This window comes from Streptomyces sp. NPDC006655 (assembly GCF_040703965.1).
Taxonomy (GTDB): Bacteria; Actinomycetota; Actinomycetes; order Streptomycetales; family Streptomycetaceae; genus Streptomyces.
In genome coordinates, this window is the sequence record NZ_JBEYJU010000027.1 from 1 (window position 1) to 13050 (window position 13050).

General features: G+C 72.4%; 9 protein-coding genes and 1 riboswitch. Of the genes, 7 read left to right on the plus strand and 2 right to left on the minus strand.

The window, feature by feature from the left end:
• Nucleotides 1-95: 95 nt before the first annotated feature.
• Nucleotides 96-2552 carry a DNA topoisomerase IV subunit A gene (locus tag AB0958_RS17700; protein ID WP_366891407.1) on the minus strand — a complete coding sequence of 819 codons (2457 nt, stop codon included), beginning with the start codon at nt 2550-2552 and terminating at the stop codon, nt 96-98.
• Nucleotides 2553-2818: 266 nt separating this feature from the next.
• Here AB0958_RS17700 and AB0958_RS17705 point away from each other — a divergent pair, with 266 nt between their 5' ends.
• The 4 genes from AB0958_RS17705 (at nt 2819) to AB0958_RS17720 (ending at nt 7609) form a co-directional block, all read left to right on the plus strand.
• Nucleotides 2819-4213 (plus strand): pitrilysin family protein, encoded by a 1395-nt coding sequence (locus tag AB0958_RS17705; protein ID WP_366891343.1) that lies wholly within the window; start codon nt 2819-2821, stop codon nt 4211-4213.
• Entirely contained in the window at nt 4210-5598 is a 1389-nt protein-coding gene (locus AB0958_RS17710; RefSeq protein WP_366891344.1) for a pitrilysin family protein, read from the plus strand. Before AB0958_RS17705 ends, AB0958_RS17710 begins: the two co-directional genes overlap by 4 nt.
• A gap of 191 nt (nt 5599-5789) precedes the next feature.
• Nucleotides 5790-5953: riboswitch (cyclic di-AMP (ydaO/yuaA leader) on the plus strand.
• A gap of 12 nt (nt 5954-5965) precedes the next feature.
• On the plus strand, nt 5966-6721 hold the full coding sequence (locus AB0958_RS17715) for a M23 family metallopeptidase (protein ID WP_366891345.1): 756 nt from the start codon (nt 5966-5968) through the stop codon (nt 6719-6721).
• A 192-nt stretch (nt 6722-6913) separates the two neighbouring features.
• Nucleotides 6914-7609: a GntR family transcriptional regulator gene (locus AB0958_RS17720; RefSeq protein ID WP_366891346.1), complete on the plus strand. Its 696-nt coding sequence runs from the start codon at nt 6914-6916 to the stop codon at nt 7607-7609.
• Between the two features lie 271 nt (nt 7610-7880).
• Here AB0958_RS17720 and AB0958_RS17725 read toward each other — a convergent pair whose 3' ends face one another.
• On the minus strand, nt 7881-8162 hold the full coding sequence (locus tag AB0958_RS17725; RefSeq protein WP_133919479.1) for an HPr family phosphocarrier protein: 282 nt from the start codon (nt 8160-8162) through the stop codon (nt 7881-7883).
• A 176-nt stretch (nt 8163-8338) separates the two neighbouring features.
• Between AB0958_RS17725 and AB0958_RS17730 the strand changes: the two genes are divergently transcribed.
• The 3 genes from AB0958_RS17730 to AB0958_RS17740 all read left to right on the plus strand — a co-directional run bounded on the left by AB0958_RS17730 (nt 8339) and on the right by AB0958_RS17740 (nt 13038).
• Complete coding sequence (locus AB0958_RS17730) at nt 8339-11167, plus strand: GNAT family N-acetyltransferase (protein ID WP_366891347.1); 2829 nt, start codon at nt 8339-8341, stop codon at nt 11165-11167.
• 90 nt (nt 11168-11257) lie between these two features.
• Nucleotides 11258-11845, plus strand: a complete 588-nt coding sequence (locus tag AB0958_RS17735; RefSeq protein WP_132893543.1) for a DUF5998 family protein — start codon at nt 11258-11260, stop codon at nt 11843-11845.
• Nucleotides 11845-13038: a nucleotide pyrophosphatase/phosphodiesterase family protein gene (locus AB0958_RS17740; protein WP_366891348.1), complete on the plus strand. Its 1194-nt coding sequence runs from the start codon at nt 11845-11847 to the stop codon at nt 13036-13038. The genes AB0958_RS17735 and AB0958_RS17740 overlap by 1 nt, the downstream gene beginning before the upstream one ends.
• Nucleotides 13039-13050: the final 12 nt, after the last annotated feature.

Consider the following 13050-nt stretch of genomic DNA (forward strand, 5'->3'; position numbering starts at 1 on the left):
GGCCAGGTGGCTCCGCCACATGACCCGCCACCCCGCACGCCGATCGCACGCACCGAACGCCGCTCCTTCTCCCACGGAGATCCCTCAGAAGGGCCCTAGACCGGCCCCGCCACCACCGACACCGTCTTCGGCAGGGAGACGCCGGAGCCGTCGCGGCGCGGGTCGACCTCCGGGAGGTCGGCCGGGGTGCCGTTCTTCTGGGCCGCCTTCGCCGGGACCGGACCGGCCCAGCCGAAGGACAGGCAGTCCTCGCCCTTCAGGAAGCGCTGGCAGCGCACACCGCCGGTGGCCCGGCCCTTGCGCGGGTACTGGTCGAACGGGGTCAGCTTGGCCGTCGTCTGCACCGAGTCGTCGAGCGTGCCGCGCGACCCGGCCACCGTGAAGACCATCGCGTCGGCCGCCGGGTCCACCGCCGTGAACGAGATGACCTTCGCACCCTCCGCGAGCTTGATGCCCGCCATACCGCCCGCCGGACGGCCCTGCGGACGCACCTGGGAGGCCTGGTAGCGCAGCAGCTGCGCGTCGTCCGTGATGAAGACCAGGTCCTCCTCACCGGTGCGCAGCTCCACCGCGCCGACGATCCGGTCACCCTCCTTGAGGGTGATGACCTCCAGCTCTTCCTTGTTGGACGGGTAGTCGGGCACCACCCGCTTGACGACGCCCTGCTCGGTGCCGAGGGCCAGGCCCGGCGAGGACTCGTCGAGCGTGGTCAGGCAGACCACGCTCTCACCGTCCTCCAGGGAGAGGAACTCGGACAGCGGGGCGCCGCCCGCGAGGTTGGGGGCGGCGGCCGTCTCCGGGAGCTGCGGCAGGTCGACCACGTTGATCCGCAGCAGCCGGCCCGTCGAGGTGACCGCGCCGATCTCGCCACGCGCGGTCGCCGGGACCGCCGAGACGATCACGTCGTGCTTGGCGCGCCTGCCGTCGGCTTCCGCCGGGAAGGGCTCGCCGTTCAGGGTGCGGGCCAGCAGGCCCGTGGAGGACAGCAGCACGCGGCACGGGTCGTCGGCCACCTGGAGCGGCACCACGGCCGCCGCGGCACCGGAGGCCTCCAGCAGGACCGTGCGCCGCTCGGTGCCGAACTTCTTGGCCACGGCGGCCAGTTCCGCGGAGACCAGCTTGCGCAGCTCCGCGTCCGACTCCAGGATCCGGGTCAGCTCGGCGATCTCCGCGGTGAGCTTCTCCTTCTCCGCCTCCAGCTCGATGCGGTCGTACTTGGTGAGGCGGCGCAGCGGCGTGTCGAGGATGTACTGGGTCTGGACCTCCGACAGGGAGAAGCGCTCCATCAGGCGCTCCTTCGCCTGCGCGCTGTTCTCGCTGGAGCGGATGAGCCGGATGACCTCGTCGATGTCGACCAGGGCGGTGAGCAGGCCCTCGACCAGGTGCAGGCGGTCGCGGCGCTTGGTGCGGCGGAACTCGCTGCGGCGGCGCACCACGTCGAAACGGTGGTCCAGGTAGACCTCGAGGAGTTCCTTGAGGCCCAGGGTGAGCGGCTGGCCGTCCACCAGGGCCACGTTGTTGATGCCGAAGGACTCCTCCATCGGCGTCAGCTTGTAGAGCTGCTCCAGGACCGCCTCCGGCACGAACCCGTTCTTGATCTCGACGACCAGGCGCAGTCCGTGCTCGCGGTCGGTGAGGTCCTTGACGTCGGCGATGCCCTGCAGCTTCTTGGCGTTGACCAGGTCCTTGATCTTGGCGATGACCTTCTCGGGGCCGACGGCGAACGGCAGTTCGGTGATGACCAGGCCCTTGCGGCGGGCCGTCACCGTCTCCACCGCCACCGTGGCCCGGATCTTGAAGGTGCCGCGGCCCGTCTCGTACGCGTCCCGGACGCCTTCCAGGCCGACGATCCGGCCACCGGTCGGCAGGTCGGGGCCCGGGACGTGCTTCATCAGCGCGTCCAGGTCCGCGTTCGGGTAGCGGATCAGGTGCCGCGCGGCCGCGATCACCTCGCCGAGGTTGTGCGGCGGCATGTTGGTCGCCATGCCGACGGCGATCCCCGAGGAACCGTTCACCAGAAGGTTCGGGAAGGCGGCGGGCAGCGCCACCGGCTCCTGCTCCTGGCCGTCGTAGTTGGGCGCGAAGTCGACCGTGTCCTCGTCGATGGACTCGGTCATCAGGCTGGTCGCCTCGGCCATCCGGCACTCGGTGTACCGCATGGCGGCCGGCGGGTCGTCGTTGCCCAGCGAGCCGAAGTTGCCGTGGCCGTCGACCAGCGGGACGCGCATCGAGAACGGCTGCGCCATCCGCACCAGCGCGTCGTAGATCGACGAGTCGCCGTGCGGGTGCAGCTTGCCCATCACCTCGCCGACCACACGCGCGCACTTCACGTAGCCGCGCTCGGGACGCAGCCCCATCTCGTTCATCTGGTAGACGATCCGGCGGTGCACCGGCTTGAGCCCGTCGCGGGCGTCCGGCAGGGCGCGCGAGTAGATGACCGAGTACGCGTACTCGAGGTAGGAGCCGCGCATCTCGTCCACGACGTCGATGTCGAGGATCCTCTCCTCGAACGAGTCGTCGGGCGGCGGGGTCTTCGTGCTGCGGCGGGCCATCGCTGCCGGCTCCTTGCTCATGCGTGAACGGGATCTGACGCGGACCATTGTGGACCGCCGTACTGACAACCCGGGTCAGGACCCGGTCTCCGCGGCCCGCTCCGCCGCCCGGCGGCGTTCGAGAGCGGGTCTGACGCAGGCTACGCGATCCGCTGTGGGCGTACGTCGTGCGGGAACTTCGCCGGGTCCCCGCCCGCTTGCATACAGTGGCAGGACCGGCAGAAAAACCGCGGTTCGAGACCGCTTCCGCGAGCGAAGGGACGTACATGCCCATGGGTCACACGACCACGGCCGAGACAGGCTCCGGAGGCCTGACAGCGACCGAGCACCGCTTGGCCAACGGTCTGCGCGTGGTGCTCTCCGAGGACCACCTGACCCCGGTCGCGGCGGTCTGCCTCTGGTACGACGTCGGTTCCCGGCACGAAGTCAAGGGCCGTACCGGCCTGGCTCACCTTTTCGAGCACCTGATGTTCCAGGGCTCCGCCCAGGTGAAGGGCAACGGCCACTTCGAGCTCGTCCAGGGCGCCGGCGGCTCGCTCAACGGCACCACGAGCTTCGAGCGCACCAACTACTTCGAGACCATGCCCGCCCACCAGCTGGAGCTCGCCCTCTGGCTGGAGGCCGACCGCATGGGCTCGCTGCTCGCAGCCCTGGACGACGAGTCGATGGAGAACCAGCGCGACGTCGTGAAGAACGAGCGCCGCCAGCGCTACGACAACGTCCCCTACGGCACGGCGTTCGAGAGGCTGACCGCCCTCGCCTACCCGGAGGGCCACCCCTACCACCACACGCCGATCGGCTCGATGGCGGACCTGGACGCGGCCACCCTGGAGGACGCCCGCGCGTTCTTCCGCACCTACTACGCGCCCAACAACGCCGTCCTGTCGGTCGTCGGCGACATCGACCCGCAGCAGACGCTCGCCTGGATCGAGAAGTACTTCGGTTCCATCCCGGCGCACGACGGCAAGCCCACCCCGCGCGACGGCGCGCTGCCCGAGATCATGGGCGGGCAGCTGCGCGAGGTCGTCGTCGAGGAGGTACCCGCGCGGGCGCTGATGGCCGCGTACCGGCTCCCCGAGGACGGCACGCGCGCGTCCGACGCGGCCGACCTGGCCCTGACCGTCCTCGGCGGCGGTGAGTCCTCCCGCCTCTACAACCGCCTGGTGCGACGCGACCGCACGGCCGTCGCGGCCGGCTTCGGCCTGCTGCGGCTCGCCGGCGCGCCGTCCCTGGGCTGGCTGGACGTGAAGACCTCCGGTGACGTCGAGGTGCCGGTCATCGAGGCCGCCATCGACGAGGAGCTCGCCCGGTTCGCCGAGGAGGGCCCCACGCCCGAGGAGATGGAGCGCGCCCAGGCCCAGTTGGAGCGCGAGTGGCTGGACCGGCTCGGCACCGTGGCCGGCCGCGCCGACGAACTGTGCCGGTTCGCCGTCCTGTTCGGCGACCCGCAGCTCGCCCTGACCGCCGTCCAGCGCGTCCTCCAGATCACCCCCGAGGAGGTCCAGGAGGTCGCCAAGGCCCGGCTGCGCCCCGACAACCGCGCGGTGCTCGTCTACGAGCCCAAGTCCCCGGAGGCGGTCGAGGACGCCGACGTGCCCGAGGACCCCGAGGCCGAGGCCACGGTCGAGGCCGGCGACAACGATGAGGAGACGGCCAAGTGACCGAGCTCGCCAGCATGGACTTCCATCCCCAGCCGCAGCCGGGCGAGGCCAGGCCGTGGGCCTTCCCCGCCCCCGAGCGCACCACCCTGGACAACGGCCTGACCGTGCTCCGCTGCCACCGCCCCGGCCAGCAGGTCGTCGCCGTGGAGGTGCTCCTGGACGCGCCTCTGGACGCCGAACCGGCCGGCCTGGACGGTGTCGCCACGATCATGGCGCGGGCCTTCTCCGAGGGCACCGACCGGCATTCCGCCGAGGACTACGCCGCCGAGCTGGAGCGGGCCGGGGCGACCCTCGACGCGCACGCCGACCACCCCGGCGTCCGCATCAGCCTGGAGGTCCCGGCCTCCCGTCTCGCCAAGGGCCTCGGACTGCTCTCCGACGCCCTCAGGGCGCCCGCCTTCGCCGACAGCGAGGTCGAGCGGCTGGTCCGCAACCGTCTCGACGAGATCCCGCACGAGCTGGCCAACCCCAGCCGCCGGGCCGCCAAGCAGCTCTACAAGGAGCTGTTTCCGGCGACCGCGCGGATGTCCCGCCCGCGCCAGGGCACCGAGGACACCGTCGAGAAGATCGACGCCGCCGCCGTACGAGCGTTCTACGACCGCCACGTACGCCCCGTCACCGCCACCGCGGTCGTCGTCGGCGACCTGACCGGCATCGACCTGGACGCGCTGCTCGGCGACACCCTGGGCGCCTGGACCGGCTCCACCGCCGAGCCCCGGCCGGTGCCGCCGGTGACCGCCGACGACACCGGACGGGTCGTCGTCGTGGACCGCCCCGGTGCCGTCCAGACCCAGCTGCTCATCGGCCGCGTCGGCCCGGACCGGCACGACCGGGTCTGGCCCGCCCAGGTGCTCGGCACCTACTGCCTGGGCGGCACCCTCACCTCGCGCCTGGACCGCGTGCTGCGCGAGGAGAAGGGCTACACGTACGGCGTCCGCTCCTTCGGGCAGGTGCTGCGCTCCGCCCCCGACGGCACCGGTGCCTCCCTGCTGGCCATCAGCGGTTCCGTGGACACCCCGAACACCGGGCCCGCCCTCGACGACCTGTGGACGGTGCTGCGCACCCTCGCCGCCGAGGGCCTCACCGACGCCGAGCGCGACGTCGCCGTGCAGAACCTCGTCGGTGTGGCGCCGCTCAAGTACGAGACGGCGGCGGCCGTCGCAGGCACCCTCGCCGACCAGGTCGAGCAGCACCTGCCCGACGACTTCCAGGCCACGCTCTACCGGCAACTGGCCGCCACCGGCACCGTGGAGGCCACCGCGGCGGTCGTGAACGCCTTCCCGGTGGACCGCCTGGTGACGGTCCTCGTCGGCGACGCGGCGCAGATCAGGGAACCCGTCGAGGCCCTCGGCATCGGCGAAGTGACCGTCGTCGCGGCGGAGTAGCTCCACGCACGCGTGCGGAGCCCTGGCGGCCGTCGGCCACCAGGGCTCTCGTATGTCCGAATTGGGGCGGAGGTTGCCTGTCTGCCCTGTGGGATGCGCTACAAAAGCCGCGATCGGTTTGAGTCTTGAAAGAACGCCGCCGTAGGTTCCTTCGGGCTGTCCGTCAGGCACCGCGCCGCACCCGCGGCACCGGACAGCCATCGCCGAGTCCCCGTACGGCGCGAGCCAGGGGAGCCGGGGACCCACGCAGTCCCTGGGGTGAATCGGGCGCCCGCGCGTGTCGCGAGGGGGTCCGTAGGAGACCTTCCTGCTCCGAACCCGTCAGCTAACCCGGTAGGCGAGAGGGAAGGAAAGGACCAGCCTCTACATGGCGTTCATGTGCGCCTCCGGGAAGCACCGTCGTCCCGGCCGGGTGAAGCGCACCACCGCGCAGGCCGCCGGCATCGCGGCCCTCACCACCACCGGCGTCATCGGCACCGTCTCCGCCGCCCCGGCGCTCGCCGCCGAGAACAGCGTCGAGCAGACCGGTCTCACCCCGGTCATCACGGTCAGCGACTCGGTCGCCGAGCACGTCGACGCCCAGGCTGCCGCGCAGCAGGCGGTGGCCGAGCGCAAGGCGGCCGAACAGGCCGCGCGCGAGAAGGCCGCGGCGCGGGCCGAGAAGGAGCGCGAGGCCAAGGCACGGGCCGCGCGGGAGGCCGAGCGCAAGCGCCTCAACGCCTTCGTCGCGCCGATCAGCGACTCGTACGTCTCCACCGGCTACAAGACCGGCGGCTCCCTGTGGTCCTCCGGCTCCCACACCGGCATCGACTTCCACGCCGCCGCCGGCACGGTCGTGCACGCGGTGGGCACCGGCACGGTCGTCTCCACCGGCTGGGGCGGGGCGTACGGCAACCAGATCGTCATCAAGATGGCCGACGGCATGTACACCCAGTACGGCCACCTGTCGTCCATCGGTGTCTCGGTGGGGCAGCAGGTGACCCCGGGCCAGCAGATCGGCCTCTCCGGGTCCACCGGCAACACCACCGGCCCCCACCTCCACTTCGAGGCCCGTACGACCGCGGAGTACGGCTCCGACGTCGACCCGGTCGCCTACCTCCGCAAGCACGGTGTGAACGTCTGACGTCCGTCCTTTTCGGTGACATCCTGCGAAGCCCCGGCAGCCGGCCGGGGCTTTCGCCGTTTTCGCGCCCCCGCTGTCCAAAAAATACTCATGGATTCCGGCCCCCCGTCGGAAATTCCCGCGCATTGCAATAGAGTCACGGAACCGGCGTCACTCGGCGGCGTTTCACGGGGATTAAGGCGGAGGTCGGACATGCGCATTCCGGCGCACTCGGTATGCACGGCGATCCGGGACGACATCGTCGCGGGTGTCCACGAGCGCGGCAGCCGGCTCACCGAGGAACTCCTGGCCCGCCGCTACGGCGTCTCGCGCGTCCCGGTCCGCGAGGCGCTGCGCACCCTGGAGGCCGAGGGCTTCGTCGTGACCCGCCGGCACGCGGGCGCTTGCGTGGCCGAACCGACCGAGCAGGAGGCCGCCGACCTGCTGGAGATGCGCCTGCTCCTGGAGCCGCTCGGCGCCCTGCGGGCCGCCCAGCGCCGCACCGAGGCCCACCTGAAGGTGCTGCGCGGGCTGGTCAGGCTGGGGCAGGAGCGGGCCAGGACCGGCAACAGCGACGACCTGCGCTCGCTGGGCGGCTGGTTCCACGAGACGCTCGCCCAGGCCTCCGCCAGCCACGCCCTGACGGCGACGCTCACCCAGTTGCGGCACAAGATCGCCTGGATGTACACGGTGGAGGCGCCCGTCAGCCCGGTGGAGTCCTGGGCGGAGCACGGCGCGATCGTGGACGCGGTGGCGCGCGGGGACGGGGAGCGCGCCCGGGCGGTGACGGCGCTGCACACCGAGCGCTCCACGGCCTTCCACCGGCTCCGGTTTCCCGGCGCCGCCGAACGGGCGAACCCTGTGAGGACTTCGCAACATCCCGTAAACATGTCGGGCGTGCGGCATTAACACGGGCGCCGTATACAAAGAGGTGCTATTCGCGGGGGCCGTTTTTTCGGTGCCCGTATCCAGCTGTGCCCTTTATCCAGGCGTGCCCGTTCCGAGGCGTGCCCTTATTTACGTTTACCGGTGCCGCTGCCGAGCGCGCCCGTATTGCGGCGCGCACTTGTTCAAGCGTGCCGCTGATTCCGGCTGCGTGTCTTTCGTGCGCGAAAAAGGGCGGGGCCGCGCCGGCCCCCGGAGGGGTGGCGCGGCCCCGGTCGTGCGGGCGCTGCGGTGCTCAGACGGTCTCGGGGAGTTCCTCGAGGCCCTCGGCGACCAGCTTCGCCAGGCGGTCGAGGGCGGCGTCCGCGCCCTCGGCGTCGGAGGCGAGGACGATCTCCTCGCCGCCCTGGGCGCCCAGTCCCAGGACCGCCAGCATGGAGGCCGCGTTGACGGGGTTGCCCCCGGCCTTGGCGATCGTGACCGGGACGCCTGTGGCCGTGGCGGCTCGGACGAAGATGGAAGCGGGGCGGGCGTGGAGGCCCTCGGCCCAGCCGACGTTGACGCGGCGCTCAGCCATGTGATGCTGCCCTTCGGTGTTCAGGGTTGTCTAGACCAGTTTTCCATATCGTGAAGCATCCCCGGAGCGGACCTGAGTCCCTTCGGGTGTGTCGCCGGACCGCGGCCTCGGTCCGGCTTCCGTCCTCCACAGACTGCCTCGCGCCGTTGTCGGACGCGAGCCGTACTCTGGGGCCCATGCAGACCCCGGCGGACCGGCAGGACCGGCACGAGTACCCCGCCCACTGGGAGGCGGACGTGGTGCTGCGCGACGGTGGTACCGCGCGCATCCGGCCCATCACCGTTGATGACGCCGACCGCCTGGTCAGCTTCTACGAGCAGGTCTCGGACGAGTCGAAGTACTACCGCTTCTTCGCGCCCTACCCCAGACTCTCCGCCAAGGACGTCCACCGCTTCACTCACCACGACTTTGTGGACAGGGTGGGACTCGCGGCCACCATCGGCGGCGAGTTCATCGCAACCGTACGCTATGACCGCATTGGCGCCGACGGCACGCCCGCCTCCGCCCCCGCCGACGAGGCCGAGGTCGCCTTCCTCGTCCAGGACGCCCATCAGGGCCGCGGGGTCGCCTCCGCGCTCCTGGAGCACATCGCCGCCGTCGCGCGCGAGCGCGGGATCCGCCGGTTCGCCGCCGAGGTGCTGCCCGCCAACAGCAGGATGATCAAGGTGTTCACGGACGCCGGCTACACCCAGAAGCGCAGCTTCGAGGACGGCGTCGTCCGCCTGGAGTTCGGCCTGGAGCCCACGGACCGCTCGGTCGCGGTCCAGCAGGCCCGCGAGCAGCGTGCCGAGGCCCGTTCGGTACGACGGCTGCTGGCGCCCGGCGCCGTGGCCGTGATCGGCGTCGGCCGCGCGCCCGGCGGGGTGGGCCGCAGCGTTCTCGGCAACCTCAGGGACGCCGGGTTCACCGGCCGTCTGCACGCCGTGAACAGGGCCTTCCCCGAGGACCTCAAGGAGGTCGACGGGGTGCCCGCGCACCGCTCCGTACGGGACATCGGAGAACCGGTGGACCTGGCGGTGGTCGCCGTACCCGCCGACCACGTCCCCGACGTCGTCACCGCGTGCGGGGAGCACGGCGTCCAGGGCCTCGTCGTCCTCGCCGCCGGCTATGCGGAGAGCGGGCCCGACGGCCGCGAACGCCAGCGCGACCTGGTCCGCCGCGCGCGCACGTACGGCATGCGGATCGTCGGGCCCAACGCCTTCGGGGTCATCAACACGGCGGACGACGTCCGGCTGAACGCATCCCTCGCACCCGAGATGCCGCGCCCCGGCCGCATCGGGCTGTTCGCCCAGTCCGGCGCCATCGGCATCGCCCTGCTGTCCCGGCTGCACCGGCGGGGCGGGGGAGTCACCGGGACCACGGGCGTGTCCACCTTCGTCTCGGCGGGCAACCGCGCGGACGTCTCCGGCAACGACGTGCTCCAGTACTGGTACGACGACCCCGAGACCGACGTCGTCCTCATGTACCTGGAGTCGATCGGCAACCCCCGCAAGTTCACCCGGCTCGCACGGCGCACGGCGGCCGCCAAGCCGCTGGTCGTGGTGCAGAGCGCGGGATCGGCGCCGCAGGGGCACGCGGTACGGGCGACGCGGCTGCCGCACGCCACGGTCTCCGCGCTGCTGCGGCAGGCCGGGGTGATCCGCGTCGACACCATCACCGAACTGGTCGACGCGGGGCTGCTGCTCGCACGGCAGCCGTTGCCGTCCGGACCGCGGGTCGCCATCCTCGGGAACTCCGAATCGCTGGGGCTGCTGACGTACGACCGGTGCCTCGCGGAAGGGCTGCGCCCGGCCGGGCCGCTGGACCTGACGACCGGGGCGACCGCGGCCGACTTCCACCGGGCGCTGGCCCGGGCGCTGGCGGACGAGTCCTGCGACGCGGTGGTCGTGACGGCGATACCGGCGATCGGGGAGGGACCGGTGGGGGACGCCGAGCTGGCGGAGGCGCTGCGGTCGGCGGCCGAGTCGGTGCCCGGGAAGCCCGTGCTGGTGGTGCACGTGGAACTCGGTGGGCTGGCGGAGGCGCTGTCGGCCGCGGGCCGTACCGCACCGCAGGCGGGAGCGACGGCACCGGGCACCGGCGCCGATGCCCACCCGGTCCCCCCTGCGCAAGCGCTTCCCACCGCGGTGCGCCACTCGTACTCCCGCCTGATCCCCGCCTACCCCGCCGCCGAGCGCGCCGTGCGGGCGCTCGCCGAGGCCGTGAAGTACGCGCAGTGGCGGCGGGAGGCCGCCGAGCCCGGACGGGTGCCCGAATACGACGACATCGACGAGAAGGGGGCCGCCGAGCTGATCGGCGCGCTGTCGGCGGGCGGCCAGGGCCTCACCCTCGGCGTCGAGGAGACCTGCGCGCTGCTCGGCAGGTACGGGATCCCCGTGCACCGGGCGCTGCCCGCGCCCAGCCCGGAAGCCGCCGTCCGGGCCGCCCGCGACCTCGGCTACCCCGTCGCCCTCAAGGCCACCGCTCCCCATCTGCGGCACCGCGCGGACCTGGGCGGCGTCCGCCTCGACCTCGCGGACGAGGGGCAACTGCGCCGGGCCTACGCCGAGTTGGCACAGCTGTTCGGGCCGCCGGAGGAGCTGCGGCCGGTGGTGCAGCGGATGGCGCCCCGGGGCGTCGACACCGTCGTACGGGCCGTGATCGACCCGGCGGCCGGGGCCGTGCTGTCGTTCGGGCTCGCCGGGGCCGCCTCGCAGCTGCTCGACGACATGGCGCACCGGCTGGTTCCGGTCACCGACCGGGACGCGGCCTCGCTGGTGCGGTCGATCCGGACCGCCCCCCTGCTGTTCGGCTGGCGCGGCTCGGCCCCCGTCGACACGCCCGCCCTGGAGGAGCTGCTGCTCAGGGTCTCCCGGCTGGTCGACGACCACCCGGAGGTGGTGGCGGTCACCCTGGAACCGGTCGTCGTCGCCCGGCAGGGCGTGAGCGTCCTCGGTGCCACGGTCCGCCTCGCACCCCCGCCGGCCCGCGACGACCTCGGCCCCCGCACCCTGCCCGCGTACTGAGGGCGGCGAACCTCTGCACCCGGTGGCGGCGTTCGAGGAGGTGCCCGCGACTGGCCCGGGGCCCCTTGCCCACGGATTAGGATGGACGCCATGGCCAAGACCAGTACGACGACCCAGGGGCTGCGCGTCGCGATCGAGCGCAGCGGCTACTACCCGGCCCTCGTGGCCGAGGCGGTGGAGGCTGCCGTGGGTGGTGAGCCGATCCGGTCGTACCTGGTCCACCAGGAGACGACGTTCGACCAGAACGAGGTGCGGCGGCACGTGACCGTGCTCGTCCTCACCGGCAACCGCTTCATCGTCAGCCACACCGACGAGCAGGCCGCCGACAGCACCTCCCCGACGCCGTACGCCACCACCTCGACCGAGTCCGTCAAGCTCGGCCGGATCTCGTCGGTCGTGGTCAGCCGGGTGGTCGCCAACCCGGAGCAGTACACGCCCGGAACCCTGCCCCGGGAGATCGTGCTGACCATCGGCTGGGGTGCCGTCTCCCGGATCGACCTGGAACCCGCCGCCTGCGGCGACCCCAACTGCGACGCCGACCACGGCTACACCGGCAGCTCCACGGCGGACGACCTCAGCCTGCGCGTGAGCGAGGCCGGGGACGGCCCGGAGACGGTGCGCCAGGCGCTCGCCTTCGCGCAGGCGATCTCCGAGGCGACCGCGGACGTCACACGCTGATGGCGTACGCCGCCTGGGACCATCCGGAACCCCTCGCCCTCGGCTCCGCGCCGCTGCCCGAGTACGGCAGCGGTTCCCTCGCCGACCTCCTGCCCACCCTGGCCGCCGGGATGGCCGTACCCGGCATGACCGCGTCGATCGCGGAACTCACCCCGGCGGACCGCAACTGCGTCTTCCTGATCGACGGACTGGGCTGGGAGCAGATCAAGGCCCACCCCGCCGAGGCGCCCTACCTGACCTCGCTGCTCGGCAGCTCGCGCGGCGGCACGGGACGGCCGATCACCGCCGGCTACCCGGCGACCACCGCGACCTCCCTCGCCTCCGTCGGCACCGGTCTGCCGCCCGGCGCGCACGGTCTGCCCGGCTACACGGTCCGCAACCCGTCGACCCGTGAGCTGATGAACCAGCTCCGCTGGCAGCCCTGGACCGACCCGGCCGCCTGGCAGCCGTACCCCACCGTCTTCCAGCTCGCAAAGGACGCCGGGGTGCACTCCGCCCAGGTGTCCTCGCCGACCTTCGAGCGCACCCCGCTCACGAAGGTCGCGCTCAGCGGCGGAACGTTCCACGGACGGCTGACCGGCGAGGAGCGGATGGACCTCGCGGCGGAGCAGCTCGGCGCCGCCGACCGCTCCCTCGTGTACACGTACTACGCCGAGCTGGACGGCGCGGGCCACCGCTACGGCGTCGACTCCGACACCTGGCGGGGCCAGCTGATGCACGTCGACCGGTTGGTGCAGCGGCTCGCCGAGCAACTGCCCCCGCGCAGCGCGCTCTACGTCACCGCCGACCACGGCATGGTCGACATCCCGTTCGACGAACAGCACCGCATCGACTTCGACGAGGACTGGGAGCTGCGGGCCGGGGTCGCGCTGCTCGGCGGCGAGGGCCGGGCCCGGCACGTGTACGCCGTGCCGGGCGCCGAGAACGACGTGCTGACCTGCTGGCGCGAGGTGCTCGGCGAGCAGTTCTGGGTGGCCTCGCGGGACGAGGCGATCACCGCCGGCTGGTTCGGCCCGCCGGGCAGGTTCGACGAGCGGGTGTACGAGCGGATCGGCGACGTCGTCGCGGCCGCGCACGACGACGTCCTGATCATCGCCTCCGAGCGGGAGCCCAAGGAGTCGGCGATGGTCGGCAACCACGGTTCGATGACCCCCGCCGAGCAGCTCGTGCCGCTGCTCGAAGTACGCTCCTGACGCCCCCTGACC